Origin of the sequence: Neobacillus terrisolis, assembly GCF_051233475.1 — a bacterium.
Taxonomy (GTDB): Bacteria; Bacillota; Bacilli; order Bacillales; family Cytobacillaceae; genus Bacillus_BU.
The window spans coordinates 232,925-251,709 of record NZ_JBKFGH010000011.1 but is presented as its reverse complement, the minus strand read 5'-3'; the positions used below and the strand labels follow the sequence as shown (position 1 = coordinate 251,709).

General features: G+C 41.1%; 21 protein-coding genes. 1 reads left to right on the top strand and 20 read right to left on the bottom strand.

Features of this window, described 5'->3' with window-relative positions; genetic code table 11:
- Nucleotides 1-10: 10 nt before the first annotated feature.
- From ACI48O_RS08435 to safA, 4 genes are all read right to left on the bottom strand, one after another.
- Complete coding sequence (locus ACI48O_RS08435) at nt 11-757, bottom strand: YhcN/YlaJ family sporulation lipoprotein (RefSeq protein WP_435561305.1); 747 nt, start codon at nt 755-757, stop codon at nt 11-13.
- Between the two features lie 91 nt (nt 758-848).
- Nucleotides 849-1,589, bottom strand: a complete 741-nt coding sequence (gene nadE, locus ACI48O_RS08430) for an NAD(+) synthase (RefSeq protein ID WP_435561304.1) — start codon at nt 1,587-1,589, stop codon at nt 849-851.
- A 32-nt stretch (nt 1,590-1,621) separates the two neighbouring features.
- Nucleotides 1,622-2,593 carry a phosphotransferase gene (locus tag ACI48O_RS08425; RefSeq protein WP_435561341.1) on the bottom strand — a complete coding sequence of 324 codons (972 nt, stop codon included), beginning with the start codon at nt 2,591-2,593 and terminating at the stop codon, nt 1,622-1,624.
- Nucleotides 2,583-4,274, bottom strand: a complete 1,692-nt coding sequence (gene safA, locus ACI48O_RS08420; RefSeq protein WP_435561303.1) for a SafA/ExsA family spore coat assembly protein — start codon at nt 4,272-4,274, stop codon at nt 2,583-2,585. The genes ACI48O_RS08425 and safA overlap by 11 nt, the downstream gene beginning before the upstream one ends.
- Before the next feature lie 206 nt (nt 4,275-4,480).
- Between safA and ACI48O_RS08415 the strand changes: the two genes are divergently transcribed.
- Entirely contained in the window at nt 4,481-5,017 is a 537-nt protein-coding gene (locus tag ACI48O_RS08415) for a transcription repressor NadR (RefSeq protein ID WP_435561302.1), read from the top strand.
- A gap of 556 nt (nt 5,018-5,573) precedes the next feature.
- On the opposite strand, the gene pheA is transcribed toward ACI48O_RS08415, so the two are convergent.
- The 16 genes from pheA to radC all read right to left on the bottom strand — a co-directional run bounded on the left by pheA (nt 5,574) and on the right by radC (nt 18,720).
- Entirely contained in the window at nt 5,574-6,425 is an 852-nt protein-coding gene (gene pheA, locus ACI48O_RS08410; protein WP_435561300.1) for a prephenate dehydratase, read from the bottom strand.
- Between the two features lie 52 nt (nt 6,426-6,477).
- A complete protein-coding gene (locus ACI48O_RS08405; protein ID WP_435561298.1) occupies nt 6,478-6,933 on the bottom strand; it encodes an ACT domain-containing protein in 456 nt (151 codons plus the stop codon).
- 24 nt (nt 6,934-6,957) lie between these two features.
- Nucleotides 6,958-8,250 (bottom strand): GTPase ObgE, encoded by a 1,293-nt coding sequence (obgE, locus tag ACI48O_RS08400; RefSeq protein ID WP_435561297.1) that lies wholly within the window; start codon nt 8,248-8,250, stop codon nt 6,958-6,960.
- A gap of 71 nt (nt 8,251-8,321) precedes the next feature.
- Nucleotides 8,322-8,861: a Spo0B C-terminal domain-containing protein gene (locus ACI48O_RS08395; protein WP_435561295.1), complete on the bottom strand. Its 540-nt coding sequence runs from the start codon at nt 8,859-8,861 to the stop codon at nt 8,322-8,324.
- A 482-nt stretch (nt 8,862-9,343) separates the two neighbouring features.
- Nucleotides 9,344-9,637: a 50S ribosomal protein L27 gene (gene rpmA / locus ACI48O_RS08390; RefSeq protein WP_435561294.1), complete on the bottom strand. Its 294-nt coding sequence runs from the start codon at nt 9,635-9,637 to the stop codon at nt 9,344-9,346.
- Between the two features lie 12 nt (nt 9,638-9,649).
- Nucleotides 9,650-9,979 carry a ribosomal-processing cysteine protease Prp gene (locus ACI48O_RS08385; protein WP_435561292.1) on the bottom strand — a complete coding sequence of 110 codons (330 nt, stop codon included), beginning with the start codon at nt 9,977-9,979 and terminating at the stop codon, nt 9,650-9,652.
- Nucleotides 9,980-9,991: 12 nt separating this feature from the next.
- Nucleotides 9,992-10,300: a 50S ribosomal protein L21 gene (gene rplU, locus ACI48O_RS08380; RefSeq protein ID WP_435561291.1), complete on the bottom strand. Its 309-nt coding sequence runs from the start codon at nt 10,298-10,300 to the stop codon at nt 9,992-9,994.
- Nucleotides 10,301-10,467: 167 nt separating this feature from the next.
- Nucleotides 10,468-11,940, bottom strand: a complete 1,473-nt coding sequence (locus tag ACI48O_RS08375) for an Rne/Rng family ribonuclease (RefSeq protein ID WP_435561290.1) — start codon at nt 11,938-11,940, stop codon at nt 10,468-10,470.
- A gap of 29 nt (nt 11,941-11,969) precedes the next feature.
- Nucleotides 11,970-12,836 (bottom strand): site-2 protease family protein, encoded by an 867-nt coding sequence (locus ACI48O_RS08370; protein WP_435561288.1) that lies wholly within the window; start codon nt 12,834-12,836, stop codon nt 11,970-11,972.
- Entirely contained in the window at nt 12,829-13,605 is a 777-nt protein-coding gene (locus ACI48O_RS08365; RefSeq protein WP_435561287.1) for a peptidoglycan DD-metalloendopeptidase family protein, read from the bottom strand. The genes ACI48O_RS08370 and ACI48O_RS08365 overlap by 8 nt, the downstream gene beginning before the upstream one ends.
- A gap of 157 nt (nt 13,606-13,762) precedes the next feature.
- Nucleotides 13,763-14,566 carry a septum site-determining protein MinD gene (gene minD / locus ACI48O_RS08360; protein ID WP_435561286.1) on the bottom strand — a complete coding sequence of 268 codons (804 nt, stop codon included), beginning with the start codon at nt 14,564-14,566 and terminating at the stop codon, nt 13,763-13,765.
- A gap of 1 nt (nt 14,567) precedes the next feature.
- On the bottom strand, nt 14,568-15,248 hold the full coding sequence (gene minC / locus ACI48O_RS08355) for a septum site-determining protein MinC (protein WP_435561285.1): 681 nt from the start codon (nt 15,246-15,248) through the stop codon (nt 14,568-14,570).
- Between the two features lie 95 nt (nt 15,249-15,343).
- Nucleotides 15,344-15,862, bottom strand: coding sequence for a rod shape-determining protein MreD (mreD, locus tag ACI48O_RS08350; RefSeq protein WP_435561284.1), 519 nt, complete (start codon nt 15,860-15,862; stop codon nt 15,344-15,346).
- A complete protein-coding gene (gene mreC / locus ACI48O_RS08345) occupies nt 15,859-16,743 on the bottom strand; it encodes a rod shape-determining protein MreC (protein WP_435561283.1) in 885 nt (294 codons plus the stop codon). The genes mreD and mreC overlap by 4 nt, the downstream gene beginning before the upstream one ends.
- Nucleotides 16,744-16,852: 109 nt before the next feature.
- The gene (locus ACI48O_RS08340) at nt 16,853-17,875 is read right to left on the bottom strand and encodes a rod shape-determining protein (RefSeq protein ID WP_435561282.1); all 1,023 of its coding nucleotides are present in this window, start codon (nt 17,873-17,875) and stop codon (nt 16,853-16,855) included.
- 155 nt (nt 17,876-18,030) lie between these two features.
- Nucleotides 18,031-18,720: a RadC family protein gene (radC, locus tag ACI48O_RS08335; protein WP_435561280.1), complete on the bottom strand. Its 690-nt coding sequence runs from the start codon at nt 18,718-18,720 to the stop codon at nt 18,031-18,033.
- Between the last annotated feature and the right edge of the window lie 65 nt (nt 18,721-18,785).

Below are 18,785 nucleotides of genomic sequence, written 5' to 3'. Positions count from 1 at the left end.
TCTGCTTTTTTTATCGCGTTTGATTTTGATTTGACTCTGTTATCCTTCTTAGATTTACATCAAAGCCTTCCCGAAGCCTGCCATTCTCAATGTTATTATTGATATCGCGAATTCGGGTAAACGTTCCTTCATCTGCCACGACTGTAACAGAACGCCCTTTTACATAAGGCTGAACAGCTTGACGAATTTTTTGTCTCGTTTCTTGTTCATTTGTAATATTCGCTAAGTCCACTGCTATAATGACGCTATTTTGATACACAAGCGAGTGAACCCCTTGCACATTGGCTACCTTTGAAGCTTCAGCATCCAGTTTATTTGCAAGGTTCACATCATAGACCGTATCATTCGCACTGCGAATTCTGCTTTCTTTGTTGTCTAAATGGCCATGATAATTAACATCACTTGTACTAAAGCGATTATCTCTTTGGAAAAAATTTCGATCGTATGTGCTAAGCGGTTTGGTTGGGTTTGCAGGGTTGCCATTTACATCTCCGTTTTCAAGCACTTTGGTTCGCCAATTTCGTTCATTTACACCTTCCTCACCAAATGAATGGTCCATTATTTCCGTAACAGGGCCATCGTTATCGTCAAGGATTCGTACATTGCCGCCATTATTATGATCCTCATTGGAATAATATCCAAATGGCTGTACGTTCTCGCTATTCCTATTTTGAACGGCCGATTCATCATTATCGGCACAACCAACTAAGCCGAATGTCAAACTAATCAATGGTACCAGGAAGTGTTTTTTATTCAAACGAAAAACCCCCTTCGCCAGCATCTTGAGCTTATCGCTCATTTTTAGCTTGCGTGCAAGGAGGTTTTTTCATTCTGTTAATTAAGGCCAATTAAAACTTCGGAGGAGCTGCAGCGAGATTGCGCTTATGTTCTGAAATCGCATGCATCCGGTCAATGATTTTTTTATCCGTCTCAGGGATCTCTTCACCCTTCAAGTAACGGTCAATCATATCATACGTGGTGCCCATTTCATTTTCATCTGTTTGCCCTTCCCAAAGGCCAGCGCTTGGTGCTTTATTGATTACTTCTTCCGGTACGCCCAATATTTTAGCGAGCTCGCGAACTTCCCCTTTTGTAAAATGAACTAATGGTACTAAGTCCACTCCACCATCTCCATATTTTGTAAAATAACCCGTATGCCATTCCGCAGCATTATCTGTCCCAGCTACTAAATAGCCAAAATTATTTGCAACGGCATATAAAGTTGTCATTCGAAGACGGGCTCTTGTATTGGCGTCACCAAGTTTAGCTCTATCTTCATTCCAATCACCTGATTCTTTTAGTTGCTCTTCAATTTTTGAAAAAAGAGTACGATGTGTTTCTGATAATTCAATCGTTAAGTGTTTGATGCCACAGCTTTCGATTACCTTTAAAGCATCTTCACGGTCCTTTGGATTGCTTTTCAGCGGCATAATGACGCCTAGTGAATTGTCGGGAAACGCCCGTTTTATTAAATGGGTAACGACTGCCGAATCAATTCCGCCGCTAACCCCAACGATTAAACCGTTCATTCCAGCATCTTTTACCTTTTGCTGTAACCATTCAACTAATTTCTCGATCTTTTGCTCCATCTGTGACTTCCTTTCAAGTGCATATTTTCCTGTTATTTTACCACATTTTTTAGTTCTTTAATGAATTGTTTTCGTAATTGAAATTGTTCTGTCGTTAATTCAAGGACGGGCAGTAATTTATTTGGAAGGATGTAGCTCTTTTCCTTAATAATTCGGTTCCATTCCCTGAATATATCACTAGGATACATGAGTGCAAATAAAAACGTCCGATTTTGTAAATATTGATCAAAAAGAGGATATTCCGATAGCTGGGTAAAAGACCAATTGATAAAGGGCAAAATTCTGTTAGCATATTGTAGCAAATCGATACTTTCAGGACCTATTGAAATGAGGTCGAAATCAATTAGAAATAATCTTCCTGAAGTGGAGCGTAAATAATTATGATGAGCAACATCCCCATGAAGGATTACGGGTGGTTCATCTTCAATCCGCAACGTTTCATTTTTAATCCCGTTAAGGGAATCATTCCCCCACTCGAGCAGTTCATTCATCATTTCTTTTGGCAAGTAATTTTTAATAATTGAGGAATTTATCGTAAAAAGTTTTTTTCGTTCCACCCATTTTTCATAAAGATTAAACTGAGGTAAAATCCTTTCGTACTTTTTAGATATTCGCTTCGTAGTAAGATGAAAAGTATGCAGCAGATTTAACCCCTCAAGACGATCTGCAGCAGTTAAATATGAAAAGCGTTCACGGTGTGGTTCAATATACTCGATCAATCCATAATACTTTTTATTAAAATAGATTGGATCCTCAGTAAAACGGTAAAAAGAGTATGAGTTTACAAAACCTTCGCTTTTTAAAGACGAAGTAAAAGCTTCCTGAACTTGTAAGCGTGGCAGCGATGAAAATCCTTTTAAAATAAACGTTTTGAAACCTGTTTCAAGCAGGAAAACGGAGCCGCGGATTTTTTTTATTTTCTTAATGGAAAAAGGGACACTTTTATTCAAAATGGAAAGGAGACGATTGTTTACTAAATCGTCTCCAGTGTATCTACCCCTCATATTCACTGCTTTCATCTCTCATTGGAAATCCGCTGCCCATCGCGCCAGGTCCAAATGGGTTCATATATGGTGGCTGGGCTAACCCCTGTTCACCATATGGCGGTATATATACTTGCCCTCCCTGAGGGAATGGCATCCCAGGTTGTTGATATGGCATTCCTTCTTGCGGGAACGGCATTCCGCTTTGCGGATATGACATTCCACCTTGCGGGAACGGCATTCCGCCTTGCGGATATGTCATTCCTTCTTGCTGAAACGGCATTCCACCTTGCGGATATGTCATTCCTTCTTGCTGAAACGGCATTCCGCCTTGCGGATATGTCATTCCTTCTTGTGGGTACGGCATTCCGACTTGCGGGTATGGCATTCCAACTTGTGGGTACGGCATTCCGCTTTCGATTGGAGCTACCGTTCCTCCACAACCACAGTCAGCTGTACCTGCGACAGGCGGAGGAGTTGGAGCAGTCATAGGTTGAGCCATCGGATTTGAATATGACATCATTTCAGGAGATTCCATCCCTTGTATCATTGGCTGAGCTTGAGTTTGAGGATATGGAAAGCCCTGCGGTGGAGTTCCGTATCCTGTTGGCATTTGTCCGTACGGAAGTCCTGTCCCCGGTAAAACTGGTGAGATTGGCACAAGCGGTCCCGCTGGATATGGAGAGTATCCATATGGAGCCTGCATCATAGGTGCAGCTTGTGGATACCCAGGATATCCCATTGGAGCCTGTGGCTGCATAGACGGTTGAAATTCCATACCTGCTACAGCTTGCGGTGCAGATTGTACAGGCATTTGTGGCATAAATGAAGATGATGATTCTTCATACATTTGTGGATTAAATACTGGTCCCCCCATAGCCGGAGCGGTCATTCCTGCAGGTGAATAGTGCATTGCATGATGATCATGGTGATAAGGATGAGACGGATATGCAGGTGGACATGGTAAGCCAGAACCCGGCAATACTGGTGAAATTGGATATAAATATGGTGGACACGGATAAGGATACATAGGTTGTATACACCCTCCTTGAATTGGTTGCTCCATAGGTGGAAGCTCAACACTTTCGACGGATTCTTCTTTCATTTCTGGGAGAATTTCAGGCTTTGGCGGTTGCGGTGGTGGTTGCGGCGGCTGCTGGACAGTCATGTTTGCCATATTCATCATATAGTAGTTGTTTATGTCAATTTCCGGAATAATCGGCAACGGCATTTTCGGAATAAAAGGAGCCTTCGGTACTTCTTTAATAGGTTGTTCCATGATTGGTGCTTCTTTTACCGGCATTTCCTTTTTTGGAGCCTCCATCACTGGTAATGGCTGCTCTTTTACAATCGGCTGTTCCTTTACGATCGGTTGTTGCTTTACAATCGGTTGTTGCTTTACAATAGGCTGTTCCTTTATAATCGGTTGTTGCTTTACAATAGGCTGTTCCTTGGCAATTGGCTGTTGAGATATCGGCATTTCTTTTTTAGCGCCCATATTGATTTTTGCCGGCGCTCCTCCGAACGGGGTTTCTTTTTTTATGGTTCCCCCAGAAGTTGGAACTTTTATTTTCATACCGGGCATGATCATATCAGGGTTACTGAGCTGGGTATTCATTTTTTTCAGCTCTTCAAAATTCACGCCGTACTTCTTGGCGATTTTCCAAAGAGTATCCCCTTTCTGTACGATATGGATCTTCACACTGATTTCCCTCCTAAGATGGCATAAGTCCATACATTGTATGTCGAAATGGGCATTTTGCTAATCATCAACAAAAAAAATTAAGCAATTTAGTAAATAATATGTGATTCATATTTTTTTCATTACTTTTTAAGGCATTCATACTTAAGCAAACGTTTGAAGTATGATAAAATTTGAAATCATCAGGAGTAAGGGTGAACCATATTATGAAAGAACAAAAAAGGAGTTTGGGAGAAGCACGCCGTGCCTATCTTCTAGACTTATTAAAAAAAAGCAGTGAACCGATTACTGGCAGTGAGCTCGCAGCAAATGCTAAGGTTTCTCGCCAGGTTATTGTCGGCGATATTACGATTTTAAAAGCCAAGAGTGAACCGATTATTGCGACTAGCCAAGGATATCTTTATTTGAAGCAGCACTCGACAGAAACACAGTACGAGCGAACGATAGCTTGTTCGCATTCTCCGGAACGAACTGAAGAAGAATTAAATATTTTAGTTGATCATGGGGTTACGGTTAAGGATGTGAAAATTGAGCATCCTGTCTATGGGGATTTAACCGCGTCGATTATGGTTTCAAACCGAAACGATGTGAAACATTTCATGGAGAAGGTGCGCTCAACGAAGGCTGCCTATTTGTCAGAATTAACAAATGGAATTCATCTTCATACGATTGCAGCATCATCTAAGGCTGCATTGGATGATGCAGTTGATGCCTTAAAAATGGCTGGATTTTTGATGGATTAATCTGGTGCCGTTTTTTTGTACACAAAAAATTTGGCCAATCTGAAACTGGGATTGGTCTTTTTGTGTGCAGGCGGGCAGAAAAGGTTGTGATCGTTACCGCCTCTTTTGCTTTGATTCGGGCACGTTCAGGCTCTGATCGTTCCCTCTACCTCCCTTTTTTCTTTGTTGCGGGCACATTCAGGCTCTGATCGTTCCCTCCACCTCTCTTTTTTCTTTGTTGCGGGCACATTCAGGCTCTGATCGTTCCCTCTACCTCTCTTTTTTCCATGTTGCGGGCACGTTCAGGCTCTGATCGTTCCCTCTAACACCCTTTTTTCTTTGTTACGGGCACATTCAGGCTCTGATCGTTCCCTCTAACACCCTTTTTTCTTTGTTGCGGGCACATTCAGGCTCTGATCGTTCCCTCTACCTCTCTTTTTGCTACATTTCGGGCACAATCACGCTCTGATCGTTCCCGCTAACTCTCTTTTTGCTACATTTAGGGCACAATCATAAAATTCGCATCCACTTCCACTAAACAAAAAAGAGGTCCGCCTCAAGACGAACCCCTACTCACCTATTCCACATGATAGGAAGGATAACTTCCTAATAAGTTAACACCGCAGCCAACAGCCTCTAACTCGGCCATGGCGCCTGGAATCATCACTTCATCCATTTTCATTTCAATATCAATAATGAAGAAATAATTACCGAGTCCTGTCTTTGATGGGCGCGACTCAATTTTTGATAAATTAAGCCGGCGCCATGCAAATGCCGATAAGACAGTATGCAAGACACCCGGATGATCGGATGGGAGTGTAACCATTAACGTTGTCTTATAGTTATGGAAATACGGATGCTCCTCCGGCAATGAAAATGGCTTTTTAGCCAAAATAATAAACCGGGTATGATTAAAATCAGCATCATGAATATCCGACTTCACAATCGTTAGACCAAATTCCTTTGCCGCTAATTCATTGGCAATTGCTGCTGCCTTTATTTCCGGATGCTCATTAATATACTGGGCAGCGGCAGCTGTTGATGTTGTATTCTCACAAAAAACACCTTTAAACTGAGTATGCAAAAATTTGTGACACTGGGCAATAGCATGAGAATGACTCATAATTCGGTCAGTCTCTGTCCAATTTTCCGCATTGTTCGGATGAACCATAAAATGCTGACGAATTGGCACGGTAATCTCACCAAGAATCGGGAGGTCTACCTCATGAACTAAATAATCCAGGGTAATATTAACGGATCCTTCCAAGGTATTCTCAATTGGAACAACAGCAAGATCCACTTCGCCATCTTCAACAGCATCCATACATGCTGGTATTGTTAAATACGGGACTCCTGTATACTCAGGAAACATTTTACGAACCGCCACGTCAGTAAAGGTCGCCCGCGGACCCAAATAACCTACCTTCACAATTTCTCCCTACCCTCTAAAAAATAATCAGGTGACAATCCGGTATTTGTTTTTATAGGCCGGATCCTAACACCTCAACTTTTTCGACAAACTCAAGCCGCTTTAGTTTCGTAAGCAGCTCATCAATTTCTATCCCCATTTGTGCAACATTTAATGAAAGTGTAACGTTTGCCCTTCCCTGAATCGGTATGGTCTGATGAATCGTCAGAACATTACAGCCTGAGAATGCGACTACACCTAACAGCTGTGACAGTGTTCCCGAGCGATCCTCCAATTGAAAAAAAAGCGTAATCAATCTTTCTTTTACAATAGTATGGAAGGGAAATACCGTATCTCGATACTTATAAAAAGCGCTTCTGGAGAGATCCACTTTATTTACTGCATCCCAAACAGACTCGGCTTTGCCGCGTTCAATCATTTCTTTTGCCTCAAGCGTTTTCTTCATCGCTTCAGGCAAAACGTCCTCACGAACTAAATAAAATTTTTTGTCGAATTTATCATGTCTCATTTCTCCACCCCGTCTTGCAAAGGTCTATTCAATAAACTCGAATTCATAGTTCATTAACTTAACGGTGTCTCCATCTTTTGCACCCTTTGCCCTGAGCGCCTCGTCAATACCCATGCTGCGAAGCTGGCGAGAAAATCTACGAACTGACTCATCCCGTGAGAAATCAGTCATCTTAAATAATCTCTCTACTTTTTCCCCGGATATGACAAAGCTTCCGTCCGGTTCACGGGTAATAAAGAATTCCTCTTGCTCGGCCTCGTGTTTGTATACGACGCGATGAAGACCTGTTTCTTCCTCTTTTTCATCTGTAAGTGGGAATTCAGGTGTTTCTTCAAGTTTATCAGCGATGGCAAACAATAAATCTCGCAATCCTTTTTTAGTTAGAGCGGAGATTGGGAATATTGGGTATTCCTCCGTCAGCTTTTCCTTGAATACTTTCAAGTTTTCTTCAGCATCCGGCATGTCCATTTTATTCGCTACAATAATTTGCGGACGTTCTGTTAACCGTAAATTGTATTGAGCCAATTCCTTATTAATCGTTAAATAATCCTCGTATGGATCTCGACCTTCTGTAGCTGCCATATCGATAACATGAACGATTACCCGTGTTCTTTCAATATGTCGTAAAAACTGATGCCCTAGACCGACACCAGAATGGGCCCCTTCGATTAGTCCCGGTAAATCTGCCAATACAAAGCTTCTCCCATCAGCCGTTTCAACCATGCCTAAATTAGGAACGATTGTTGTGAAATGGTATTCAGCAATCTTTGGTCTAGCCGAGGAAACAACGGATAGAAGGGTTGACTTTCCGACACTTGGAAAACCAACTAACCCTACATCGGCTAATAGCTTCAGTTCCATCATGATATTGCGTTCCTGACCTGGCTCACCATTTTCGGAGAGTTCCGGTGCTGGATTGGCAGGAGTTGCAAATCGTGAGTTCCCTCTTCCACCTCGGCCGCCTTTAGCAATGACTGCCCTTTGACCATGCATGGTTAAGTCAGCAATGACTTCCTTTGTATCCTCATCAGACACAACCGTGCCGGGCGGGACCTTAACGATAAGATCTTGAGCGTTTCTACCGTGCATATTTTTGCTCATCCCATGTTCTCCGCGAGGTGCTTTAAAATGGCGCTGATAACGGAAATCCATCAGTGTGCGCAATCCTTCTTCTACCTCAAAAATAACATCGGCACCCTTTCCGCCATCTCCACCAGCAGGACCACCTTTTGGGACATACTTTTCACGGCGGAATGCAACCATTCCATTTCCGCCGTCTCCACCTTTTACATAAATTTTTACCTGATCGACGAACATTCCTGTTCCTCCCGTCTGTTATTTGTTTCATACATTTTCTTTCAAGACGAGAATCGCTCTTTTCATACCTGTTAGCTTAATGGCATAAAAACCTCTATTGCGAGTTCCTGTTGAGAGAATTCTAATACTTTAACCGTTAGCTGCTCAGAAAAATTAAAGTCTAGAAACTGTTGTAATACGTCATTATCCTTTATTATTCCGCTAAAATCAAAAAAGAAACGAATTCCATTTTTTTGCGTTTCGATTGAGACAGAAAGATGATTATCACCGAAAGTATCGATTGCAGTATGTAATGATGTGAAAAAAGATTTTGTCCAGTCAGCTAGAAGTGTATCATTTATGTTTACTACTTTCGGATCATTTATGACTTCATATTCAAGTTGAAAGGGATGGGCTTCCCAGTTTGCTGTTAAAATCAAAGCGGCAAAAAGAGGAAGTTTTAAATTCGATAATTTTGCTTCCTGTTGGGCTTCGATAACGATCTCTTCAATTAATTGTTTAACCCGATCGGTTTTATTTAAATCAAGATTGCCTTTAATTAATTGGATTTTATTTAACCAGTCGTGCCGTGCATGGCGCAAAATATCGACTGTATTCCATTCTTTTCTCATACATGCACTCCCACACAGCATTTTATTGTTGAAAACTGCTTGCTGATAGTATATCAAAAAACCGACAAACCGTAAGCAAAAAATGAAAAATTTAGTAAACGGGGGCATTCAACTAAGTTATATGGAGTGCTATTTTTAGGGGTTAAGTGACCGGATCCTCAAAAAAAAGTTCATTCGGGGCGCAATGTGTTAGCCGCTATTAGATAGTGACCTGAATTCTGCGATGAATCATAAATTAGGGTACTAATCCACCTTTTAGTGACCTGAATTCTGCAATGAATCATAAATTAGGGCACTAATCCACCTTTTAGTGACCTAAATTCTGCATACCTTCACAAATCAGGGCACTAACCTCCACTTAATGACCTAAATTCTAATCAATCCTAACCCAGGGCACCAAACATCAAGCATGCAAACACAAAAACCGTCCCTAAAAAAGAAAACCCTAACCACTCGAATGGTTAGAGTTTTCGAATAAAAGCTTACGCTTCTTGTGCTGCAGGATATACGCTCACTTGCTTACGGTCACGTCCTACGCGCTCAAATTTAACAACGCCGTCAACTTTCGCGAATAGAGTGTCATCACCGCCGCGGCCAACGTTTGTACCTGGATAAATCTTAGTACCACGTTGACGGTAAAGGATAGAACCACCAGTAACGAATTGGCCATCTGCACGCTTAGCACCAAGGCGCTTAGCATGAGAGTCACGTCCGTTCTTTGTAGAACCTACTCCCTTTTTAGATGCGAACAACTGAAGATCTAATTTTAATAACATGAATTCCACCTCCTACTGGTTGAAGGTAATTTTTATGTGCTTTCCGTACTCTTCCTCAATCGATTGTAAAGAAATAACCATACCTTCGAGAAGAAGTTGAACTTTCTCATTAACGTCCTCCGGAAGTTCTTCCGGTATAACACAGCGGAGAAAGCCGTCTCCTTGTTCAATTTCTGGAGTGACACCTAAAAGGGCATGCACTGCATTAATTGTCCCAACCGATACAACGGATGCGCCTGCACAGACAATATCCTTGCCCCGGTCAGCAAAAAAGGCATGACCACTAATAACAAAAGAATGAATATTTCCGGTTTCAGTACGATTAATCGTAATGTTAATCATCTAAATCAAACCTTACGCGTTGATTGCTTCGATCACAACTTTAGTGTATGGTTGACGATGACCTTGCTTTTTGCGGTTGTTTTTCTTCGCTTTGTATTTGAAAACGATGATTTTCTTACCGCGGCCATTTTTCTCAACTTTAGCTGTAACAGTAGCGCCAGCAACTAGTGGGCTTCCTACTTTTACATTTTCTCCGCCTACGAAAAGAACTTTATCAAAAGTAACTGTTTCGCCTGCTTCTGCGTTAAGCTTTTCGATGTAGATAGCTTGACCAGCTTCTACCTTTACTTGCTTACCGCCAGTTTCGATAATTGCGTACATGAACTGCACCTCCTTAAAATTGGGGACTCGCCATAGACAGGCGTTTTGCATCTAAATGCAAAAGCTTACTACCTGAAATGTGCGGTTTGCTATAAACATAACATGAAAATACTATCATAATTTGCCTAGGGGTGTCAATCAAAAGTGTGACTAGTTTAAGTGTACAATTACTTGATTCTAGCCTCTAAATCTCTGACAGTCCCAAATTGCCGAATCTCGTAGAATGGCTTCGCCCACTCTTTAACAGTAAGAAAGATTTTAATACCTAACATTTCTTGAAGACGGTTAAGATGAACATCCTTTTCCCCTGAAAAAACCGTTCTGACATCCTCTGTAGCTTCAATCCAAACGGCATCATGATCTGTATTTCGGTGCTCCCAAAGCTCGCGCTCAAGGCGAAATGCCATCGTCTCCGGACTCAAAACCCTTCCTGCACCAGCACAAACGGGACATTCCACCATCAATGCTTCCGAAATCGCTTGCTTCGTCCTTTTTCTTGTCAGTTGAACAATCCCAAGCGCTGAAAAACCAAGTAACTTTGTTTGTTTTTCATCCACACTAATCTCTTTTTCTAATGTTTTTAACAGCTGCTTTCGGTCCTGTTCGCTTTTCATATCGATAAAATCAATCAAGATAATGCCGCCAATATCCCGTAACCGCAGTTGTTTTACCACTTCAACTGCTGCTAAAAGATTGGTTTGCAGAACGGTTTCAGCAAGCTTGTTTTTCCCGGAGAACTTTCCAGTATTTACATCAATCACGGTCAGTGCTTCTGTTTGATCAATAACCAAGTAAGCTCCATTGCTAAGCTTTACTTTTCTTAGTAAGGCTTGCTCCGTTTCATGCTCAATATGATGAGCAGAAAAGATATTCTCTTTTCCTTGATAATATGTAATCTTTGCATTAGGAATCTCGATTGCTTCGAGCTGTTGTTTGAGTTCTAAATGATCAACGAAAACCTCAAGTGATTGATGCGATCCGCATTCATCCTTGATAAGTTCGAAAAAGGAGTTGTTTTTCCTAATCAGCCCTGGCTTTTTTTGCAATTCTGCAGCTTTGACAAGATGGTGATACTCCATTCTTAGCTGTTCAATCTGAGTTATGACCGTTTCCTTTGCTTGACCCGCAATCGCAGTTCGAAAGATAAAGCCTTCCTTCTCAGCCTTAAGCTCGCGGGCCAACTTCTCCCATTGCTGCCGTTCAGCTTCATCAGCTATTTTCTTGGAAACAGATACTGAATTACCATTTGGAACGTAGATTACAGATTCTCCGTGCAGCTCAATCAGACCTGTCAGTCTTGGTCCCTTATCCCCTGTTTCATCCTTTTCCACTTGGACAAGAAGCTTTTCCCCTTGGAAAACAAAGCTGGACACAGACTTCAACTTCCTTGTGGCGATTGATTCTTGGGAACAGACAAAGGACGGCAGTTTATCCCGATGGAGAAAACCGTTTTTATCCTCGCCAATATCAACGAAGACGGCATTCATTCCAGGAAGCACTTTTGTAACCGTCCCTAAATATATATTTCCGACAGCAGACTGTTGCTGCGGCTGCTCAATCACGAGCTTTTCGACAACTGCCCTATTCAACAAGGCAAAACGTTTTTCTCTTAACGAATAATTTATGATTAATTTTTTCACAATCTGGCCTCTCTTTTTTGCTAGTACGATTAGTATGAATATAGTAAATCACGAATTTTGGCCGTTAACAATTTTTCTGCAAAAATAGCATGTAATATTTCATTTTCATCGAGGATTCCTTTTTCTTTACCATTTTCTTCGATAATGATTGGATGCTTGCAGCCCCGGCAAAATCGTTCGAGAACATGAACAACCAGCTCTTCTTCCGCAACCTTAAGCGGTCTTAACATACGAACATCACTATTTTTCCCATAATAGCGTTCCAACAAAAAGCGCATAAATACAAAACGATGCTGTTTCCATTCATAATAAAGCGAAAATAATAAAAATGCCAGGATGATCCAAACGTTCAGATTATTAGGCATATAAATAATCGTAAATAAAGTAAACAGCAGCATGCTTAAACAGGATGTATACATAGTCATTCGGTGCGCAGAAGGAAATGGTTTAAGATAGGACCAAAGTAAAAACACAAGCTTTCCGCCATCCAGCGGCCAAATTGGCAGCAAATTAAAGAGCAGGATCATCAAATTATAGGAAAGGAAGAGGGAAAAATGCTCACCACTTAGCCAAGAAAGTTGATAAAAACAAAAAGCGCCCCCGATCAACCACAGATGCTGCAAAGGGCCTGCTAAAATGACAATTGCCTCTTCTATTAACGGACGGTTTCCGTGCTCATCCATCTCTGCAACCCCGCCAAACGGCAGCAGAGTAATGTGTTTGATCCGCCATGAAAAGATTGTTGCTGCCGCTGCGTGTCCTAATTCATGAATCAAAATAATCGATAATAAAATTATCACTTCCAGAAAGCGTGCGGTCAAAACAGCCAGTGCAATAACAAGCCACAGGAGCGGGTGAATTTTCACTTGCGTTAATAAAATCGAGAGCTTATTCAAATTGGATCACCTGAATCGGATCAATAAAGTTTTCATCTTTTTTTATCGCAAAATAAAAAGACCCTTTTTCACTTGAATCGCTATTTGTCACGGTCCCTACCTGTTTCCCTTTTTCAATAAAATCGTAAAGGTTAACAGAGATATCGCTTAAGTTTCCATACCAGGACTCACTTTTATCCGCATGTTGGATGACAACCGTTTTTCCAAAGCCTTCTTTTTCACCAACAAAACGGACCATTCCTTCCCCCATCGCTTCGACAGAAGCATCTTTTGCCGTTTCAATCATCACTCGTTGACCACTTTCTTCAAAGTCTTCTAAAATTTTACCTGAAGCCGGTAGTGCATAATGGAGGCCGTTCTCTTCCTCTGCTTTATTACTTTCGCCGTTCGGTACTGGAAAAAGAGCAAGCGGTTTTCCAAATTTGCCCTCATACCAATCGGAAACGGCAGCAAACTGAAAATCTTTATCCAGTGACTGTTTGACAAAATTTCGAGCTGAATCTAATGATGAAGTTTCATTTCGAAATAAAATCGCTAGACCTAAAAATAAACAGGCTGCAGCTAACAATTTAAATAAAAAAACTTCCTTACGAAAAAGTGGATGATTCCCCTCACCAGGCCCTATCTCATAGCTTGGGAGCTGGTCAAAGCCATATCGTTCTTCCTCATCAGTATTAATCAAACGGCTATGAAGAGGTTCCACCTGCTTTTCCCGGCCTTTCCTTCTATTTGCAATTCTTTTTCGTACGTCATCCGCTCTGGAACGCATTTTCTCCCCACCATTTCAAAAAAACAATTTGTACAAGTGTATGAGTTGTCCAAAATAAGTATGACTACGAAATCATAACGAGAACACTTTAGCCATTGAACTGGGTACAAGAAAAATAAAAAGCCTGTTTTCGATAAAACTCGAAAACAGGCGGGGATTATTTTGCACCAAAGAACCGCTTTATTTTTGAAAAAACACCCTTTTCATCAACCTCAAGAGATTGAAGTGGAATGGACTCTCCTAAAATTCTTCTCGCTATATTACGGTAGGCAATCGATGCTTTACTGTTTGGATTTAGAGCAATCGGCTCACCATGATTGGAAGCTTTAATGACTTCATCATCATCCGCGACGATTCCAATTAAATCAACAGACAAATGAGTGGTAACCTCATCAACATCAAGCATATCACCATTTTTCATCAAATGATTCCGAATTCGATTGATGACTAATTTAGGTGATTCAATGCCTTCTTCTTTTTCTAATAAACCAATAATACGATCCGCATCCCGGACAGCAGAAACTTCAGGAGTCGTAACAACAATTGCCTTGTCCGCTCCAGCGATTGCATTCTTATAACCGTGTTCAATGCCGGCTGGACAATCAATAATAATATAATCATAGTCCTGCTTTAATTCAGTGATTAAATTTTTCATTTGTTCCGGAGTAACGGCAGTCTTATCAAGAGTTTGCGCTGCTGGTAATAAATAGAGGAGGTCATCAAATCGTTTATCTTTAACAAGGGCCTGGTGAATTTTACATCTTCCTTGAATAACGTCCACCAAATCATAAATAATTCTATTTTCAAGCCCCATTACAACATCTAGATTTCGAAGACCAATATCTGTATCAACTAAACATACACGTTTTCCTTGTAAGGCTAAAGCAGTTCCTACGTTCGCCGAGGTTGTTGTTTTACCAACTCCGCCTTTTCCAGAAGTTATGACAATTGCTTCTCCCATTCTAGCGTCCCCCTTCCAATCTTGTTAAGTTAGGTCTTAGTTGCATTAAAACTTGTATTCTATCAACGACAATTTGTCGATTATCATCAATATAAGCACATTCCAAAACTTTTCCTTCATTATCTAAGCTTAAATCGGGTGCTCTGTTGATTAATTCACTGATCCGAAGTTGTGACGGTTTCATGACTGCAGCAGAAATAACCGCTTGCTCATCACCGTAACAGCCAGCATGTGCGATTCCTTTTAACGTTCCCATAATAAAAATATTTCCGCCCGCTTTAACGGTTCCTCCAGGGTTCACATCGCCGACCAATAATAAGTCCCCTGGAACCTCCAATACTTGTCCAGAACGGATAATTCGGGAAACAGAAACGATCTCAGATTCTTCCTTCAGCCTTTGGGCTTCATCAATGGTTATGACATTCGTGACGATCTCTTCTACGACCAAGTTTTTTTTGCGCCGAATAAGGTCCTTGATTTCCTCATGCTGTTCTTCTGTTAAATATCGATTTCCCATTTGAACCTTTACGGAAATAAGCGGCTGCCCCTCATTTAGACGAGAATTAGCAGAGAGTTTCTGGTCCAGTTCTCTTTTAAGCTCTTGATAAGAGCATGAATCATCGAGATGCAGGGTTATTCCGTCTTTTGTACCTTTAATGGTTACGTTTTGCGTTTTTTTCATGGTAGAATGTTCACCTCAATGGAAAAAGAATTCGACAGGAACATGAAAAATCCTTTTTAATCTCACAGATAAGATTGTATTTTTCCCAACAAAGCTTATTCGTTCCGCAACTGGTCCGCTAATTGTTCAAATTGTCTCTTTAATGGATAAGCGACAATAATCGTGAAAACTAAATTTAACAGAAGAGTGGGAAGCAATCGAGATTGATTGAAACTTGAAAAGTCCATACTTGTCTTATGGATCAGGAAATTCATCTCATAAACCCCAAACTCTAACAGTGTGATTCCAAACAGAGTTACAACTGTCATAATCAGCAAGTTAGTTTGGAGCACCTTCATGATCTTTGAAACAATATACGAAATTAACGGAAACATGAAAATATAAATCCCAATAATTTCAGTGTATACGACATCAAATAAGAGCCCGAATATAAAACTGTAGATAATCCCTAAGTTTCTGCTGCCGTATATGGTTAGAAAAAAAAGCGTAATGATTAATAAGTGCGGGACCAAAATTCGTTCATGGCTAAAGAATTTAGATGGCATTAATTCTAGGAATATACTTTCAAAAATAAAGCAGGCTGTGAAAATAATCGGAAGAAGGAATCTTCTCACAGTTCCTCCCCCTTGTCATCAGCCATATCAGAGCTTTGCGGCTGGGCAATCACTCTTTCAATCACGATCACATGCTTAATATCATAAAAGTCAGCGCCTGGTTTAACATACGCTGTTTGGGTTAGCCCGTATTCATCCGGCACCACTTCGACAACCTTACCAATTGGCAGGCCAAGCGGAAACACACCACCCATGCCCGATGTTACGACACTCTGATCCTTGCTCACCTTTGCATCAGCAGGGATTTGTTTCACTAATAACAGCTCTTTTTTCTCATCATAGCCCATTAAAAGCCCAGAAATCTCGACATCTCCCCCCAAAATGGCGGCGGAAATACGATTTTTCGGATCATTGGCACTTAATAATTGAACCGTCGATGTGAATTGATTGACCGTTTTCACTTTTCCAATTAAGCCTTTGGCAGTAATAACAGCCATGTTTTTCGTAATTCCATCTGTTTTCCCTTTATTAATAATCACTTGTTCATGCCAGCGATCAGGGTTCCGAGCAATGACTGTTGCTTGAGTAGATTCATAATCTCGAAGAGTTTCCTCTTTGTCTAAAATTTCATTTAAACGCTTATTTTCTTTCTCAAGCAATTGAACCTCGGCTTCGAGGCGAGCGATTTGATCCACTCGTTTTTTTAATTCTTTGTTTTCATGGTATGTATCCTGTAAATCATTTAAGTTCTCGAAGAAGCCAGCAACATAATTGGCAGGCCTTGAAACAAGGGATTGCACAAATCCGGTTGTATCTTTCATGAACTGCTCTGGCCAAGTGAGTTGCTTTCTCTCCCTTAAAGAAAAACCAATCAATGCCACGAGAATAATCATGCTGACAAGTAAGATAATCAGTCTTTTATTTAGAAAAAACTGTGGCATGATCTACACCTCTTTTATAGTATCTTACTGCGGTAGTCTACTTCTTTAAAATACGTGTCGAATTTCCGATTTTTTTAAAAAAGTATGATTACCGCAGCCTAACAATTTTTTATCTAGAATCTCTGGCTTTATTTTTAAACAAATGAATGTGATCGAGCGCTTTTCCTGTTCCAATCGCTACGCAATCGAGTGGATTTTCAGCAATCAGAACCGGCATTTTTGTTTCTTCACTAATAACCTTGTCCAAATTGCGAAGTAATGCACCACCGCCCGTTAAGACGATTCCGCGATCCATAATATCAGCGGCAAGTTCTGGCGGAGTTTTCTCCAAGGTTACTTTAACCGCATCGACAATCGCGTAAACCGTATCATGAAGGGCTTTTGAAATTTCCGCTGCGGTAATTTCAATCGTCTTAGGAAGACCGGTTAACAAATCACGACCGCGAATTTCCATGTTATCGATTCCTTCTGGATCTCCTGCTGAACCGATTTCCATCTTAATAATTTCTGCCGTTCTTTCCCCAATCATTAAGTTGTAATTTTTACGAATGAAGTGAATAATCGCTTCATCCATCTCATCGCCGGCAACACGAATCGATTGGCTTGTGACAATCCCACCTAGTGAGATAATCGCAACTTCAGTTGTTCCTCCACCGATATCAACAACCATGCTTCCTGTCGGTTCCCAAACAGGTAAATTAGCACCAATTGCTGCCGCAAACGGCTCTTCAATGGTATAAGCATCACGCGCTCCTGCCTGACGAGTCGCATCAATAACAGCGCGTTCCTCAACAGCAGTAATGCCTGATGGTACACAAACCATTACGTACGGCTTCCCTGCAAACAGCCCCTTACTTTTTGTCGCTTGACGGATATAATATTTCATCATCGTCGCAGTTGTTTCGTAATCGGCAATGACCCCATCCTTCATCGGGCGAAGCGCCACAACATTACCAGGTGTACGTCCGATCATATTTTTTGCATCATTTCCGACAGCGACGATTTGTTTCGTATCAGTTTGAAAGGCCACAACTGATGGCTCCCGTAACACAATACTTTTCCCTTTAACATAAACAAGTGTATTAGCAGTTCCTAGATCAATCCCAAGATCCTTTGTTCCAAATCCAAACATGGTTGTATCTCCCCTTTTGAAAAGCAATGTAAAGATAAGCTTAACTATTTCACGAATATTTGCATATGATTTTCGTTATAATGTTCATTTTCTGCCTACTCGAGTCAAAAAATCATAAATAATATTATAACGTAACGATACCCAAAATCATAGTGCTATAAATAACCTTTTTCCTTCAAGCTGACATATTTATTTTCACCAATTATCAGATGATCTAAGAGGTCAATCCCAATTATTTTTCCACATTCAGCGAGGCGCTTTGTCACCTCAATATCCTCGCGGCTTGGCGCAGGGTCTCCGGAAGGATGATTATGCACGGCTATGATCGAAGCGGCCGAGCGGCGCAGAGCTTCTTTAAATACCTCGCGCGGATGAACGATCGAGGCATTTAGACTGCCAATAAAGACCGTTTGTTTATGCAACACTTGGTTTTTTGTATTTAGATAAAGACAAACGAAGTGTTCCTGAGTTAGAAACCGCATTTCGTTCATCATCAGCTTCGCACCGTCTTCTGGTGAGCGAATCACATAGCGATCCTCATGAACCAAGTTGGCAATTCTTCTGCCGATTTCCACCGCTGCCAAAATTTGAATCGCTTTGGCTGATCCAATTCCCTTAATAGCGGTGATCTCTTCTAATGTTGCATCCTTCAATAGCCTTAATCCTTCAAAGTGGGTCAACAATCGGTTCGATAATTGCAGCACTGATTCGTTCTTCGTGCCGGTCCGGAGCATAATCGCTAGCAGCTCGTGATTTGATAGACTAGTGGGCCCGTGTTGAATAAACCGTTCGCGCGGCCGCTCATCCTGTGGAAAATCGCGAATCATTAGTGAATCTGTTTTCAATAGGACTCCTCCCTTTCAAACGGGGAGCCTATGTTACGAGTCTCGATTATGTGGCGATATGGCCG